The organism is Pseudomonas sp. TE3899 (assembly GCF_056279105.1).
In genome coordinates this window covers 662,803-678,682 of sequence record NZ_JBWBQR010000001.1, presented here as the reverse complement: position 1 = coordinate 678,682, position 15,880 = coordinate 662,803, and the positions used below count along the sequence as shown (strand labels likewise).

14 protein-coding genes are annotated in these 15,880 nt (G+C 62.7%); 11 read left to right on the top strand and 3 right to left on the bottom strand.

Annotation, left to right across the window (positions count from 1 at the left end; translation table 11 throughout):
* The first annotated feature begins 138 nt into the window (after positions 1-138).
* From ACZ89E_RS03010 to ACZ89E_RS02970, 9 genes are all read left to right on the top strand, one after another.
* Positions 139-1,158 carry an ABC transporter ATP-binding protein gene (locus ACZ89E_RS03010; RefSeq protein ID WP_476254805.1) on the top strand — a complete coding sequence of 340 codons (1,020 nt, stop codon included), beginning with the start codon at positions 139-141 and terminating at the stop codon, positions 1,156-1,158.
* Positions 1,155-2,024, top strand: coding sequence for an ABC transporter permease (locus ACZ89E_RS03005; protein ID WP_149661954.1), 870 nt, complete (start codon positions 1,155-1,157; stop codon positions 2,022-2,024). The genes ACZ89E_RS03010 and ACZ89E_RS03005 overlap by 4 nt, the downstream gene beginning before the upstream one ends.
* Before the next feature lie 6 nt (positions 2,025-2,030).
* Complete coding sequence (locus ACZ89E_RS03000; RefSeq protein ID WP_133838737.1) at positions 2,031-2,825, top strand: ABC transporter permease; 795 nt, start codon at positions 2,031-2,033, stop codon at positions 2,823-2,825.
* A gap of 7 nt (positions 2,826-2,832) precedes the next feature.
* Entirely contained in the window at positions 2,833-3,123 is a 291-nt protein-coding gene (locus ACZ89E_RS02995; RefSeq protein ID WP_149661955.1) for a (2Fe-2S)-binding protein, read from the top strand.
* A complete protein-coding gene (locus tag ACZ89E_RS02990; RefSeq protein ID WP_476254804.1) occupies positions 3,120-4,475 on the top strand; it encodes an FAD/NAD(P)-dependent oxidoreductase in 1,356 nt (451 codons plus the stop codon). The genes ACZ89E_RS02995 and ACZ89E_RS02990 overlap by 4 nt, the downstream gene beginning before the upstream one ends.
* Complete coding sequence (locus ACZ89E_RS02985) at positions 4,472-5,587, top strand: NAD(P)/FAD-dependent oxidoreductase (RefSeq protein WP_476254803.1); 1,116 nt, start codon at positions 4,472-4,474, stop codon at positions 5,585-5,587. The genes ACZ89E_RS02990 and ACZ89E_RS02985 overlap by 4 nt, the downstream gene beginning before the upstream one ends.
* An 18-nt stretch (positions 5,588-5,605) precedes the next feature.
* Positions 5,606-6,652 (top strand): ABC transporter substrate-binding protein, encoded by a 1,047-nt coding sequence (locus ACZ89E_RS02980; RefSeq protein WP_476254802.1) that lies wholly within the window; start codon positions 5,606-5,608, stop codon positions 6,650-6,652.
* Positions 6,653-6,819: 167 nt separating this feature from the next.
* Entirely contained in the window at positions 6,820-7,932 is a 1,113-nt protein-coding gene (gene zapE, locus ACZ89E_RS02975) for a cell division protein ZapE (RefSeq protein ID WP_149661987.1), read from the top strand.
* Positions 7,933-8,018: 86 nt separating this feature from the next.
* Positions 8,019-9,341 carry a leucine-rich repeat-containing protein kinase family protein gene (locus ACZ89E_RS02970; RefSeq protein WP_149661959.1) on the top strand — a complete coding sequence of 441 codons (1,323 nt, stop codon included), beginning with the start codon at positions 8,019-8,021 and terminating at the stop codon, positions 9,339-9,341.
* 137 nt (positions 9,342-9,478) lie between these two features.
* On the opposite strand, the gene ACZ89E_RS02965 is transcribed toward ACZ89E_RS02970, so the two are convergent.
* Complete coding sequence (locus ACZ89E_RS02965; protein WP_133838743.1) at positions 9,479-10,186, bottom strand: YebC/PmpR family DNA-binding transcriptional regulator; 708 nt, start codon at positions 10,184-10,186, stop codon at positions 9,479-9,481.
* Positions 10,187-10,421: 235 nt separating this feature from the next.
* On the opposite strand from ACZ89E_RS02965, the gene ACZ89E_RS02960 reads away from it, so the two are divergent.
* On the top strand, positions 10,422-11,789 hold the full coding sequence (locus tag ACZ89E_RS02960; protein ID WP_463257931.1) for a type VI secretion system Vgr family protein: 1,368 nt from the start codon (positions 10,422-10,424) through the stop codon (positions 11,787-11,789).
* 213 nt (positions 11,790-12,002) lie between these two features.
* Here the strand turns inward: ACZ89E_RS02960 and ACZ89E_RS02955 are convergent, their stop codons facing one another.
* Together ACZ89E_RS02955 and ACZ89E_RS02950 are read right to left on the bottom strand one after the other, a co-directional pair.
* Entirely contained in the window at positions 12,003-13,394 is a 1,392-nt protein-coding gene (locus tag ACZ89E_RS02955; RefSeq protein ID WP_149661961.1) for an FAD-dependent oxidoreductase, read from the bottom strand.
* A 10-nt stretch (positions 13,395-13,404) separates the two neighbouring features.
* Positions 13,405-14,730, bottom strand: a complete 1,326-nt coding sequence (locus ACZ89E_RS02950; protein WP_149661962.1) for an MFS transporter — start codon at positions 14,728-14,730, stop codon at positions 13,405-13,407.
* A gap of 268 nt (positions 14,731-14,998) precedes the next feature.
* Between ACZ89E_RS02950 and ACZ89E_RS02945 the strand changes: the two genes are divergently transcribed.
* The gene (locus tag ACZ89E_RS02945) at positions 14,999-15,874 is read left to right on the top strand and encodes a LysR family transcriptional regulator (protein ID WP_149661963.1); all 876 of its coding nucleotides are present in this window, start codon (positions 14,999-15,001) and stop codon (positions 15,872-15,874) included.
* Positions 15,875-15,880: the final 6 nt, after the last annotated feature.

Sequence of the window (15,880 nt, the reverse complement as noted above, 5' to 3'; positions counted from 1 at the left end):
ATACAGGGGCGATTCGAACAACAGCGGCAGCCGACCCAAGTCGAGCGCCAACGCACCCCGCATCATCCTTTCGTATCTGCCCATACAAAAAAGCGCGACCCCAAGGCCGCGCATAACAATCTCAGGTGGAGCGCAGCTATGGCCTTCGTGCAACTTGAAAACCTCGGTAAACGCTACGGCGAAATCGATGCCGTCGTCGCCACCAACCTCTCGGTGGAAAAAGGCGAGTTCGTGTCCCTGCTCGGCCCTTCCGGCTGCGGCAAAACCACCACCCTGCAAATGATCGCCGGCTTCGTCGACGTCAGCAGCGGACGCATCGTGCTCGACGGTCGCGACATCACCCACGCCAAACCCGCCAGCCGTGGTCTGGGCGTGGTGTTCCAGAGTTACGCTTTGTTTCCGCACATGAGCGTGCAGGACAACGTCGCCTTTGGCCTGCGGATGCGCAAAGTGCCGAACGCCGAGTTGCAGCAACGGGTGGCTCGGGTGTTGAAACTGGTGCGCCTCGACCAACACGCCGAACGTTATCCACGGGAACTGTCCGGCGGTCAGCGTCAGCGTGTCGCGTTGGCCCGGGCGTTGGTGATTGAACCGCCGGTTTTGCTGCTCGACGAACCACTGTCCAACCTCGACGCCAACCTGCGCGAAGAGATGCAATTCGAGATCCGCCGCATCCAGCGCGAAGTCGGCATTACCACGCTGATGGTCACCCACGACCAGTCCGAAGCGCTGTCCATCAGCGACCGCGTGGTGGTGATGCAGGCCGGGCGTATCACCCAGATCGACGCGCCGTACACCCTTTATGAACATCCGCGCACCGAGTTTATTTCCGGGTTTGTCGGCAAGGCCAATCTACTGCCCGGCGAGCGTGATGGCGCCGGCATTGTTCAAGTGCGCAGCGGCGGTGATCTGATCCTGAGCCTGCGCCCGGAAAAAATCGATCTGCGGGATAAAGATCACGGCCGTTTGCAAGGTCAGATCGTCAGCCGCTTCTTCCTCGGCAGCCAATGGCTGTACGGCGTCTCCACGCCCCTGGGCGAACTCAGCGTAGTGCGTCGCAACGACGGCTCGGCACCGTTGGCCGAAGGCACGGCGGTGGGCCTGGACTGGGACGCGGCGCTGTTGCGGGTGTTGAGTGTCGACGAGGTGCCGGCATGAGTCTGCTCGCCGCCGCCCGCCAGGGACGCCAAGGCTATCTATTGTCGGCACCGGCCCTGGCCTTGTACGTGTGCCTGCTGGTCATTCCGTTGCTGCTGACATTGGTGTTGTCGTTCAACGTCTTCGACTACAACTCCGGCATCAACGGCAACGCCTACACCCTCGACCACTACAGCAGCCTGCTGGGGGATCCGTACTTCTACGAGATCTTCCTGCGCACCTTCTGGATCAGCGGCCTGACCACGCTGCTCTGTGTGCTAATCGGCGTGCCAGAGGCGTACATCCTCAGCCGCATGGGCGCGCCGTGGCGTTCGATTTTCCTGATTCTGATCCTCACACCGCTGCTGATTTCGGTGGTGGTGCGCGCCTTTGGCTGGAGCCTGTTGCTCGGTGCCGACGGCCTGGTCAATCAGACCTTGCAAGCCTTCGGCGGCTCGCCGATGAAGCTGCTGTACACGCCGTTTGCGGTGGTGATTGCGCTGGTCCACGTGATGCTGCCGTTCATGATCATTCCGGTCTGGACCTCGCTGCAGAAACTCGACCCGGCCGCCGAGCAAGCCGCGCTGTCCCTCGGTGCCAGCCACCTCACCGTCATGCGCAAAGTGGTGCTGCCGCAAATCATGCCCGGCGTATTGTCCGGCACCTTGATTGTGTTCGGCCTCGCCGCCAGCTCCTTCGCCATTCCCGGTTTGCTCGGCGGCCGACGCTTGAAAATGGTCGCCACGCTGATCTACGACCAGTACCTGTCGGAGCTGAACTGGCCGATGGGCGCGGCGATTGCCGTGGCCCTGTTGCTGCTCAACCTGCTGATCATGCTGTCGTGGAACCGGATGATCGAAGGCCGCTACAAGAAGTCATTGGGATAACTCGACATGTCCAAAAACGGTCCTTTCGCCCTGCTGTTTCATGCCCTGGTGGTGCTGTTCATGCTCGCGCCGCTGGTGGTGGTGTGCCTGGTGGCGTTCACCCCGGAAAACACCCTGAGCCTGCCCACTACAAACTTCTCGTTGCGCTGGTTTCGCGCCGTATTCGAGCGCGCCGATTTCGTCGATGCGTTCTACAACAGCCTGATCCTGGCGTTCTGCGCCGCGACGCTGGCGACGTTGATTGCGGTGCCGGCGGCGTTGGCCATCACTCGCTATGAGTTTCCTGGGCGGGGCTTTTTCAACGGTTTGTTCCTGTCGCCGATCATCATTCCGCACTTGGTTCTGGGCGTCGCACTGCTGCGCCTGTTTGCGCTGATGGGCGTGAATGGAAGCTTCGGCTGGCTGATCTTTGCCCATGTGCTGGTGATCACGCCGTATGTGCTGCGGCTGGTGCTGGCGTCGGCGATTGGCCTGGACCGCAGCGCCGAACACGCCGCGCAATCCTTGGGCGCCGGGCGGTTCACGCTGTTCAGGCAAATCACGTTGCCAATGATTCTGCCCGGTGTGGCCGGGGGTTGGTTGCTGGCGTTTATCAACAGTTTCGATGAGGTGACGTTGTCGATTTTTGTCACCTCGCCGGCCACGCAAACGTTGCCGGTGCGCATGTATGTGTACGCCACCGAGTCCATCGATCCAATGATGGCGGCGGTGTCGGCACTGGTGATTGGTTTGACGGCGTTGACGATGATTCTGCTCGACCGGGTCTATGGCCTGGATCGGGTCCTGGTGGGCAAACAATGAGGGCGCCATGGCTCTGCTGAAACGACTGGCCGAAGGCGACCGCCCGGCCCTGGACTTCGTCCTCGACGGCCAACCGTCCACCGCCCTGCTCGGCGACACCGTGCTGACCGCCGTGCTGACCTGCAGCGACCACCTGCGCGGCAGCGACTTCAGCGCCGAGCCCCGCGCCGGGTTCTGCCTGATGGGCGCGTGTCAGGATTGCTGGGTGCGCCTGGGCGATGGCCGCCGGGTGCGGGCCTGCTCGACGCTGCTCGAAGCCGGGCAACAGATCAACCGTGAGCCGGGGCGTTTGGTATGAATCCCGTGATCATCGTCGGCGCCGGTCCCGCGGGTATCCGTGCCGCACAAACCCTGGTCGCCCATGGCGTGCGTCCGATCCTGCTGGACGAAGCCGCGCGCGGCGGCGGGCAGATTTATCGGCGGCAACCGGCAAACTTCACGCGCTCGGCAGCCAAGCTCTACGGCTTCGAAGCGCACAAAGCCAAGGCGATCCATCAAACCCTCGACGTCCTGCGCGAGCAACTCGACTACCGCCCGGAAACCCTGGTGTGGAACGCCGAGGCCGGTGCGCTCGACACGTTGCAGGATGGCCGCGCCACACGCCTGGCGTTCTCCCGGGTGATCGTCGCCACCGGCGCCACCGACCGGATTCTGCCGGTGCCGGGCTGGACCTTGCCGGGGGTTTATAGCCTCGGCGCGGCGCAGATTGCGCTGAAGTTTCAGGGCTGCGCCATCGGTGAGCGAGTGGTGTTCGCTGGCAGCGGACCGTTGCTGTACCTCGTCGCCTACCAGTACGCCAAGGCCGGCGCGAAAGTGCTGGCGGTGCTCGACAGTTCACCCTTCGGCGCCCAGGTCCGCGCCCTGCCCGGCCTGCTGACACAACCGGCGACCCTGGCCAAAGGCATCTATTACCGCAGCTGGCTGACCGCCCACGGCATCCCGGTGCATCAAGGCGCCAGCCTGGTTCAGGTCAACGGCGAACAACGGGTGCAGTCGCTGAATTGGCGCAATCAAAAAGGCTCACAGCAAATCGACTGCGACGCTGTCGCCTTCGCCCATGGCCTGCGCAGCGAAACCCAACTCGCCGACCTGCTCGGCTGCGAATTTGCCTGGAACCCCCTCAACCGCGCCTGGCTGCCCCGACGGGACAGCGCCGGTCGCAGCAGTGTCGCCGAGGTGTACCTGGCCGGTGACGGCGCCGGGATCATGGGCGCCGATGCGGCGGAAATGGCCGGTGAACGCGCCGCGTTGGCCCTGCTTGCAGACAGCGGTTTCCTGATCCCGACCGAGCGCCCCGCGGCCCTTGAACAATCACTGCAAACGATCGGAACGTTCCGCAAAGGACTGGAGCAAGCCTTCGCCTTCCCCGAAGACTGGGCCGCCAACACCGCCGACCACCTGATCGTCTGCCGCTGCGAAGAAGTCCGCGCCGGCGATATCCGCCAGGTTGTGCGCGAAGGCCACTGGGAGATCAACCGGGTCAAGGCCCATTGCCGGGTCGGCATGGGGCGTTGCCAGGGCCGGATGTGCGGGGCCGCAGCGGCGGAAATCATTGCCTGCGAAAGCCAACGCCCGGTGTCGGAGATTGGCCGGTTGCGCGCGCAGTCCCCGATCAAACCGCTGCCGTTTGGCCTGGAGGTCGAGCCATGATCGAAGTCGACGCCATCATCATCGGCGGCGGGATTGTCGGCGCCTCGGCCGCGCTGTTTCTGAGCAAGGCCGGGCGCCGCGTGGCGCTGCTGGAGCGGGACTTTTGCGGCTCCCACTCCAGCGGTGTGAACTACGGTGGCGTACGGCGTCAGGGTCGCCCGTTGTCGCAACTGCCGCTGTCGCAACAGGCTCACGAACTCTGGGCACACCTGCCGCAGTTGATCGGCATCGATGGTGAGTACCAGCGCAGCGGCCATCTGAAACTGGCCCGCAGCCTCAACGATCTGCGCGCCTTGCAGGACTACGCCGCCAGCAGCCAGGGGTTCGGTCTCGACTTGCAGATCCTCGAACGCGATGAGCTGCGCGCACGGTTTCCGTGGGTCGGCGACGTGGCAGCCGGTGCGTCCTTCTGTCCCGATGACGGCCACGCCAACCCACGACTGGTGTCCCCGGCGTTTGCCCAAACGGCGCGGCGCCATGGTGCGCAGATTCATGAGCAATGCGCCGTCACCCGGGTTGAACACGACGGCCAGCGTTTTCACGTCGACACCGCGAGCGGCCTCGAATTCCGCGCACCGTGGCTGCTGAATTGCGCCGGAGCCTGGGCCGGCAAACTCGCCGAACAGTTTGGCGAAGCCGTGCCGATGCACGCCGGCCACCCGGCGATGCTGGTCACCGAACCGCTGCCGCTGGTGATGAACGCCAGCACCGGGGTCGAGGGTGGCGGCATTTACGCCCGCCAGGTCTCACGCGGCAACTGTGTGTTGGGCGGCGGCCAGGGCTTTGCCCTCGACGACGCCCGCGCCCGGCCGGGTCAGATCGCCGTGCTTGAGATCCTGCGGCAAGCGGTCGAACTCTACCCGTTCCTTGAAGGCGCCCAGGCGATTCGTACCTGGAGCGGCACCGAAGGTTATCTGCCTGATCGCCAACCGGTGATCGGGCACAGCGGCACCCAGCCCGGTCTGTTGCACGGGTTTGGCTTTGCCGGCGCCGGTTTCCAGATCGGCCCGGCGGTGGGCCAGGCGCTCACCGAGATCATCTGCAGCGGCGCGTCAAAAACGTCGCTGGATGCGTTTTCCATCACCCGGTTTCACTCCATCCCAGTTGCTTGATAGAGGAAGGTCGCGCCAATGAATAACGTCAAACGCACTGCACTGCTCGGGTTGTCCTGCATGGGCGCCCTGCTCACGGTCGCCCAGGCCCACGCCGAACCGACGCTTTACCTGGGCATGAACGGCGGGACCATGGAGCGGCTCTACGCCGACAAGGTGCTGCCGGTGTTCGAGAAAGCCAACAACGTCAAAGTGGTGATCGTGCCGGGGACATCCGCCGACATCCTGGCCAAGGTCCAAGCCAGCAAGGGCAACCCGCAGCTGCACGTGATGTTCCTCGACGACGGCATCATGTACCGCGCGATCTCCATGGGCCTGTGCGACAAACTCCAGGACAGCCCGACCCTGGCGCAGATTCCGGCCAAGGGCCGGATCAAGGATCAAGCCGTGGCGGTCAGCCTCGGCGTCACCGGGCTGGCCTACAACACCCGGCTGTTCAAGGAAAAAGGCTGGGCCGCGCCGACCTCGTGGATGGACCTGGCCGACCCGCGTTTCAAGGATAAAGTGGTGTTCCAGTCCATGGACTCCTCGACCTTCGGCCTGCATGGCTTCCTGATGTTCAACCGGATTCAGGGCGGCAGCGAAACCGACGTCGAACCGGGCTTCAAGGCCTGGCCGAACACCGTGGGGCGCAACGTGCTGGAATACATCCCAAGCTCGGCGAAGATCTCGGAAATGCTGCAAACCGACGAAGCCGCGCTGTTCCCGCTGACGCCAACCCAGGTCACCGCGCTGAAACTCAAGGGCATGCCGGTGGAATATGCGCAGCCCAAAGAAGGCGCCGTGGTGCTGAACGTCGCCGAATGTGCGATCGCCAACAACACCCAACCGGAACTGGCGCAAAAACTCGCGGCGTTCCTGCTGACACCGGACGCACAAGCCGCTGCGCTGGAAGATGGCGACCAGATCCCGTCCAACCCCAACACCCCGACTACCGACAAGACCCGGGGGCAGGTCGAGGCGATGCAGCAGTATTTGCAGACAGCGATTGCGGTGGATTGGGACCAGGTGAACGAACAGCGCCCGGCGTGGAATGCGCGGTGGAATCGGAGTATTGAGCGCTAGTAAACCCATGGCTTCGCACGCCCCTGGAGCTGCCGATGGCTGCGATCTTTTGATCTTGATCTTCAAACATGCCAACCGCACACGCGGGTGGCAGGTCGTTTAACCCTTTGGTTAAACTACGCCGCCGCTCGATGAGCCGGCCTGAAGAACCCGGGAGTGACATGATCGTGGCCATTCGACCGCCCACCCGTTCGCGACTCACATCACGCTGGCCCGCGTTGCGCCGCTTGTTCGGCAAGGTCGCCGCGCTGCCGGCCAGCCACCGGGTCATCCATGATTACTTCCAGCACAAGGCGCTCGCCCAGGGTTACACCCTCAGCCACAGCCAGCAGCGAGTGATCGACTGCATGGCCCAGCACGCGACGACGCTGCTCGGTACGTCGGCGAAAACCCTGCCCGGTCTGTACCTGCACGGCGCGGTCGGGCGCGGCAAAAGCTGGCTGCTGGACGGTTTTTTCCAGGCCATCCCCCTCGCGCAAAAACAGCGCCTGCACTTTCATGAGTTTTTCGCGCGACTGCATCAGGGTATGTTCAGCCATCGCGAACAACCCGATGCCCTGGCGACCACCCTCGATGAGCTGTTGCAGGATTGTCGGGTGTTGTGTTTCGACGAGTTCCACGTCCACGACATCGGCGATGCGATGCTCATCGCCCGGCTGTTCAAGGCGCTGTTCCGCCGGGGCATTTTGCTGTTGATTACCTCCAATTACCCACCGGAAGGCTTGCTGCCCAACCCGCTCTACCACGCGCGTTTCAAACCGGTGATCGACCTGATCAACACACGCATGCAGGTCATGGAGGTCGGCGGCCCGCATGACTACAGAAGCCAGGCGCGAACCCACGCCCAGCAGGTGTTTACCCACGGCCGGTACGTCTGGCCGGGGACGCCGCTCCAGCGCCAGGCGTTGAAGCTGCCAGAACGCGTCGCCCCCGTGGCGTTGCCCGTCGGCACCCGCCATCTGCCCGCGCGGTACTGCGAAGGGCGAACCGTCGAATTTACTTTCAGCGATCTGTGCGACCACCCGACGGCGGTAATGGACTATCTGGAACTGTGTCGGCGTTTCGATCACTGGATCATTGATGAACTGCCGACCCTGGGCGATTGTTCGATGGCGGCGCAGCAGCGGTTTATCAACCTGATCGACGTTTTGTACGATCAGGACAAGCACCTGGTGTTGCTGGGACGGCTATCGTTGCGCGAGAGTCTGCGCGGCGATGCGATTGACCTGGCGCGTACGCGAAGTCGGTTGGGGCAGTTGGTTGAAGTCCGGGAGTCATAGGCCGAGATCTTTTCAGGGCCGACACAGCTTCATATCGTTATCATGTCGCCCGCGTTCTTCTTCACCCTTCAATAGCGAATCCGTTCATGAATACCCTCGCACAACTGCGGGCCGGCGAGCTGGCCGGCATCTCTCGTCTGGATCTGTCCTGCGGCCTCACCGAGTTTCCCCGGGAAATCTTCGACCTGGCGGACTCGCTGGAAGTGCTCAACCTCAGCGGCAATGCCTTGAGCAGCCTGCCGGACGACCTGCATCGCCTGACCCGTCTGCGGATTGTGTTCTGCTCCGATAACCAGTTCACCGAACTGCCGGCGTGCCTGGGCCAATGTGCCGCGCTGAGCATGATCGGCTTTCGCGCCAACCGCATTGAACATGTGCCAGGCGCCGCCCTGCCGCCGCTGCTGCGCTGGCTGATCCTGACCGACAACTGCATCAGCGAACTGCCGACTGAATTGGGTGAACGTCCGCTGCTGCAAAAACTGATGCTGTCCGGCAACCAGTTGCAGCAACTGCCCGAGAGCCTGGTGCAGTGCCATCGCCTGGAACTGCTGCGTATTTCGGCCAACCGTTTCACCGAACTGCCCGAATGGCTGCTGACCTTGCCAGCCCTGACCTGGCTGGCCTATGCCGGCAACCCGCTGGAAACCGAAGCCGACGCCACCGCCCTCGACGCCACACCGAGCATCCCTTGGTCAGCGCTGCACCTTGAGCAAAAACTCGGTGAAGGCGCTTCCGGCGTGATCCATCGCGCCTCTTGGGAACGTGCACAGCAGCCGACCACCCAGGTTGCGGTAAAACTCTATAAAGGCGAAATGACCAGCGATGGCTCGCCGCTGCACGAAATGAACGCCTGCATTACCGCCGGCCTGCACCCCAACCTGATCCGTGTCGAGGGGCGTATCGTCGAGCACCCGCAAGACCAGGCCGGGCTGGTGATGCAACTGATCGACCCGAGCTATCGCAACCTGGCCGGGTTGCCGAGCCTGGCGTCCTGCAGCCGCGACGTCTACACCGACGACACCCGCTTTACAGGTGCTGTGGCCTTGCGCATCGCCCGTGGCATCGCGTCGGCGGCTGAACATTTGCACCAACAAGGCATCACCCACGGCGACCTCTACGCCCACAACATTTTGTGGAATGAACACGGTGATTGCCTGCTGGGCGACTTCGGTGGTGCGTCGTTTCACGCGACCACGGACAACCTGGAAACCCGCGCGCTGCAACGGATCGAGGTGCGGGCGTTCGGGGTGTTGCTGGAGGAATTGCTGGCGCGGATCGATTCAGGTCTGAGCGATGCCGATCGGCTGGCGCTGGAAGCGTTGCAGCGGCGATGCTGCCAGGCGGATGTGCTGGCGCGACCGGGGTTTGGCGAGGTTGTCCTGGAATTGGCTGCCATGCATTTCCGATAGCCCTACCAAAAAACCTGTGGCGAGGGAGCTTGCTCCCGCTGGAGTGCGCAGCGCTCCCAAGCTTTTGGGGCCGCTTCGCAGCCCAACGGGAGCAAGCTCCCTCGCCACAAAGTCAGATCACAAATCAGCGTTGCGGCTTAACCCGCCAACCCGACAAACATGTCCTGCACGTCATCGTGGTTGTCGAGGCCTTCGAGGAAGGCTTCGACTTCAGCCATTTGCTCGTCGCTCAACCCGCTGACCGGGTTCTTCGGCTGGTAGCCCAGCTTGGCGGATAACACGGTAAAACCCTGCCCAGGCAAGGCTTTCTGTACAGCGTCGAGGTCCGCGGGCTCGGTCAGGAACAGGGTCGTGCCCTCTTCGTCACCCGGCTCGAAATCCTGGGCGCCCGCTTCGATGGCGGCCATTTCCGGGTCGGCGTCGGGGCTGTCCGGGGACGCCTCGATCATGCCGACGTGGTTGAAGTCCCAGCTGACCGAACCGGAAGCACCCAGTTGGCCCTTGCGGAACGCCACGCGGATTTCAGCCACGGTACGGTTGATGTTGTCGGTCACGCATTCAACGATCAGCGGCACCTGATGCGGGGCAAAGCCTTCGTAGGTCACGCGATGGTATTGCACGGTCTCGCCCAACAGGCCCGCGCCTTTCTTGATCGCGCGATCCAGGGTTTCCTTGGGCATCGAGGCTTTCTTGGCCTGCTCGACCACCAGACGCAAATGTGCGTTGGTGGCAGTATCGGCGCCGTTACGTGCAGCAATGGTGATTTCTTTCACCAGTTTGCCGAAGATCTTGCCCTTGGCGTTGGATGCCGCTTCTTTGTGTTTAACCTTCCACTGTGCGCCCATTACTCACTCTCTTGATCTGTGGCGCCGAGACATCTATTGGCCGACGCAGGGTGCGAAGTTTATACGGCCTAAAGTTGGCAATCGACCAAAAATTCCATCCTGTTTACCGGCAGCACGCATCGGCATCTTCAGCAGTGCGTGTAGGGCAATTCTGAAAAGTCGCTTTGCGATGACTATTCAGGCCTGTGGTTTCGTACCCTCTGCGCCCACGTATTTCATGGCAGAAGCGCACTCGATGCACAACGACAAGGAAAGTCCTTTCACCCTGACCCTCGTCGAGGCTGATTTGAGTTTGCAGGTATTGCAGTTCAACGGCCGCGAAGGCCTTAACCAGCCCTTTCGGTTCGACATCGAAGTGATCGGCCTGGCGCCGGCGATGAACCTCGAGCGCCTGCTGCAACAACCGGCCTTCCTGAGCCTGGGTGACGAACAGGGCTTTCACGGTGTGCTGTGCAGCGCCAGTCGTGAGCATCGTGGCGCGCACCGGATCGGTTATCGACTGACGCTGGTGCCGCATCTGCAAACTCTCGAACAACAGCGCAACCGTCGCGTGTTTCATCACCTCAGCGTGCCCGCCATCCTGCGCCAATTATTGGAGGAGCATGCCCTGCCCACACTCAGCTATCGCTTTGAACTGAGCACCGGGCAGTATCCGGTCCGGCCCTTTTGCATTCAGTACGAGGAAACGGATCTGGGCTTGCTGCATCGACTTTGCGAAGAGGAAGGCATCCACTATCACTTCGAACACCGGCGCGAGGGGCACGTGCTGGTGCTGGCCGATGACAGTTTGAGTTTCCCCCAGGAACCGGTGCTGACGCCCTTCCATGACCAGCCATTCGACGAGCCTGAATCTGCCGCGATCCGCGAACTGTTCCAGCGTCATGACTCACCGCTGACGCTTGCCCCCACCCAGGCCCGGGACCGCAGCACGGGGGCCGACGGCTTTGGCGCGGCCAATCATCCGCTGACCGGCAAACCGGCGATGAACCGTGATCAACGCAGTCGTCGAACCTTGGAGCGGTTGCGTTGCCAGCAACGGCAAGTCCACGGCCAGAGCGATCAGACCGCGTTGCTCAGCGGACGGATCGTGCAGGTGGAGCAACACCCGATCACGAGTTTCAACGACCAATGGTTGCTCACCGACATTCGCCACCAGGGGCAACAATCGTCGATCCTCGCCGAGGCGCCGTTTGAAACGCCGGGCTACTGCAATCGGTTCCGCGCGATCCCCTGGTCAACGGAGTTTCGCCCGGCGCTTAAACAACCCCGGCCGAACATCCCCGGCTATCAACCGGCCCGCGTCCTGGGCGAGCCAGGGCGACCGGCGACGCTGGATGAACAGGGGCGGATTGAGGTCAGCCTGTGGCCGGGACCCAATACGCGCGAGCCCATGGGTTTGTGGCTACCGGTGGCCGTGGGCGCATCCGGGCTGCCCTTGGCCGGCAGTGACGTGTTCATCAGTTTTCTGGACAGCGACCCGGATCGGCCGGTCATTTGCGCCGCTTCAAACATCCAGCATCCACAACCGCCACAGCCCCCACCACCGCGCGGCGATACGCGGTTGTTGCTCGATTGGCTGGTCAATCGCCCGGACATGCCCTGACCCGGTTTAGCAAACAACACTCCACTGTGGCTAGGTGCTTGGGTGAGGGGAAATTGTCTGTGGCGAGGGGGCTTGCCCCCGTTCGGCTGCGAAGCAGTCGTAAAACCAGTCGATGCGGTGTGCCTGACAGAATGCCGGGGGCCGCTTCGCGACCCAAAGGGGGCAAGCCCCCTCGCCACAGGTTTGTTGTCACCCTTTAACTGAGAGGCGCGCTCAACCCTTGTCGGCTTTGCCCGCCGCCGCCGCGAATTTCGCCAGCCGCACATCCAGATGCCGCGGCCGGCGGCCATGATCCTCGGCGCGTTCCTTGCGGCGGATCGCATTGCGCACCATCAATGAGCCCAGGTAACGAATCGGCTCCGGCGGGAAGTACCCCAACGGTCCGTTGACCAGCGGCGAGCGGGTCCAGGGGTTGTCCAGGCCTTGCACCATCGAGGCCAGAATCTGCCCGCCCATATGACACGGGCCGACGCCACTGCCGGAGTAACCGAAACCGTAGAACACATTGCCGCTGGTGCTCATCTGGCCGAAGAACGGCAACCCGGTGACCGAGCGATCCGAAGGGCCGTTCCAGGTTGCCTCGACCTTGACCTCGGCAAACGCCGGGAAGAAGTCCGCCAGGCTGCTGCGCAACAGCCCGGCATAAGGCGATGGCTGGTCGAACACCGGCAGCATCCGCCCACCGTAGGCGAAGGTATTGCCGCCCTTGCCGAGCATGATCCGGCCGTCCGGGGTGTTGTGGTAGTAGTGCACGAAAATCCGCGAATCGAGCACGGTGACGCCGCTGGTCAAGCCGATTTCATTGAGTAAGTCCGGGCGCGGTTCGGTGATCAGCATGTCGCTGGAGACAATCGCCACGCTGCGTTCGAACTGCGGGAAGGCCCGGGCCATCCACGCGTTCATCGCCAGCACCACCCGGTCCGCGCGGACTGTGCCGTTCGGCGTTTGAATCCCCGCCGGTTTGCCCTCCTCCAGTCCGGTCATCGCGGTGTTTTCATGAATCCGCACGCCCAGTTGCAAGGCGACCCGACGCAAACCGCGCACCAGTTTGCCCGGTTGCACACTCGCCGCCGCCGGGGAAAACCAGCCTTCCAGGTGCTTGCTGGAACCGGCCATGCGCTGCACATCCGCCACCGGCCGCTGGGTAAACGAGTTGATGCCGTTGCGCTCCAGCGCCGCGATCACCGCGTCGGTCGAACCGCATTGCGCGCGGTTGGTCGCGGTGTAGAGCGTGCCGTCGAGGCGGTAATCGGCGTCGACCCCGTACTGCTCGCAGAACGTACCGATCGCGTAGATGCTGCGCTCCGATTCCTTGACCAGTCGCACCGCTTCTTCAACCCCGAACAAGCGTTCCAGGGTGAAATACTTGGCCGACCACGACAGTGCGCAACCACCGTTGCGGCCACTGGCACCGGCGCCGCAGATGTCGGCCTCGATCAGCAACACGTCGAGCTCGGGGTTTTGCTCCTTGAGCATGATCGCGGTCCACAACCCGGTGTAGCCACCGCCGACGATGCACACGTCGGCCCGGGTGTCGCCCGCCAGTGGCTCGCACGGCGCGCAGGGCTGCGCCGCCAGCGCTTGGTCCAGCCAGAAAGGTCTCATGGGGGTTTCCTCAGGTACGCAGGGGTTTGATGGTCATGGGTTGGTTGGGCACGGAGGCGCAATCGAGGCTCAGGCCTGCCGGGCGGCTGTTCCAGTGCGGGATCAGGACGAAGGCCGAGAACATGGCGCAACCGGCGAAGATGATGAACACCGTGACCGAGTCGAAATACCCCGGCAGCAAGCCGCCGAGAATCGCCCCGACTGAGCCGCAGCCATTCACAAAACCCGCCGCCGTGGCGCCGGCCTTGGCAGTACCAAAATCAATCGCCGCCGCGCCGCTGATCATCGAATCCGGCCCGTAAAGCGTCAGGCCCATGACGAACAACAGCGCCACCACCAGCATCACGCTGCCGGTGTGCAAGGCGCCCATGAACAGCGCCAGGGAAACCGTCAGCGCCAACAGACTGATCACACACGCCGGCATACGACGGGCGCCGAACAGTTTGTCCGAGGCCAGCCCGAGCAGGATCGGCCCGAGCAGCCCGGCCAGTTCGAACGAAGTCGGAATGATCGCCGCACCGACCTTGCCCACCGAGGGCATTTGTTCGAAGACGATCACCGGACCCCACAACAGAATCGCGTAGCGCGCCGGTTTCAACAGGAAGTACGAGAGCCCGAGCACCAGCACCGTGCGGTTGCGCAGGATTTCCTTCAGGGGTTCCAGAACGCTGATTTTGCTTTGTGCGTAAGCCTCTTCGGCACTCAGCTCGGGTTCCGGCTCGACGGCAGGCAAGCCCACGTCTTCAGGTTTGTTACGTTGAAAAATAAAAAACAGCACGGCGACCAGCCCAACCACCGCCGCACTGGAAATAAACGCCGCGTGCCAACTGCCCACCAGCGTGTAAGCCCACCAACCGGCGAACGGTGACGCCACCAGTCCGCCGAAGGCATAACAGGAACTCCACAACCCCAGCACCCGCCCACGCTGCTGGGCGGGAAAGAAACTGCCGATGTTCTTGCACAGTCCCGACCAGCCGGTGGACTGCGCCAGGCCTTGAATCAACATGCAGGTGGCGAAGATCGGCAACGTGGCGAAATTGCCCATCACCAGTGCTGCCGCCGCGGAAATCAGCAAGCCGCCGAGCACGACTACTCGCGGGCCAAAGCGGTCGGCGAGGATGCCCCAAGTGAATTGGCCGACGGCGTAGGCCGCCAGGTAGATCGCGTCGAGGTTGGCCATGGCCATTTTGTCGAGCATGAAGGTGGGGTCTTCGGCGATCCCCAGTTTGGCCACCGAAAAGGCTTTGCGGGTGAAATAGAAAGCGGCGTAAGCGAGCCAGGTGATAGCGAAGATCTGCACGCGCCAACGCTTGATGGTGCCGATATGCTTGTTCATGGTGGTTCTGACCTCAGGGTGTGAGTGTGCCGGCAGAAATTGAGAAATAACGCCTGTTTTTTTATTGTTGAGCACTTCGGTATCGCGGCTTCCCTGAAGCGATACCGGTCAGATGAGTCCTGCTGTTGCACGCACAGGCTCATGGCACCCGACGCTGTTCGACTGACCAGTCACCGGGGCTGAGGCGGATAAAAACAATTACTGATTAATAAGTGAAATCGATTTATCGTATTTCCAATATAAGCTCAGCTTGTTACTGGAGGTTTCGATGTCGGTTTCCCACGCCCAACTCAAAGCCTTCCACGCCGTGGCCGTTCACGGAAGCTTTACCAAGGCCGCCGAGCGGCTATTCCTCACGCAACCGGCGATTTCCGACCAAGTGCGCAAACTCGAAGAGCGCTTCGGTGTTTTGCTGTTCCATCGCAACAAACGCTCGGTGCGCCTGACGGATCTGGGCGAGCGCTTGCTGAGCATCACCCAGCGCCTGTTCGTCATCGAGGCCGAAGCCCAGGAGTTGTTGCAGGATTCCCGGGCGCTGCAAACCGGCAGCCTGATCCTCGCGGTGGATGCGCCCATCCACGTGTTGCCGCAGATCGCCCGGTTCTGCGAGCGCTACCCCGGCATCAGCGTCAAGATCGAAACCGGCAACACCGATGAGTCGTTGTTCCGGTTGTTCAACTATCAGGCGGATCTGGCGTTACTGGGGCGCGATGTCAGTGATGAACGATTGATCTCGTTGCCGCTGCGCAATGACCCGATGGTGGCGTTCGTCTCGCGCAATCATCCGTGGGCCGATCGCGAGTCGATCTGCCTGGCGGACCTGGATGACACGCCGTTAGTGCTGCGGGAGATTGGCTCGGTGACGCGCCAGACTCTGGAGGAGGAAATGGCCGGGGCCGGGTTGCGGATTCGGCCGGCGATTCAGGTCGAAGGCCGGGAAGCGGCGCGGGAGGCGGTGGTGGTCGGGATTGGGGTTGGCGTGGTGTCGGCAGCCGAGTTTGGTGCTGACTCCAGGGTTTGCGCGTTGCCGATTATCGACTGCAAGCGGCGGCTGACGGAGACGCTGGTGTGTTTGCGCGAGCAGAGTTCACGGCGGGTGGTGGCGACGTTTCTGGAGATGGTGCGTGAGAGTCTGCCCAAATGATCGTCC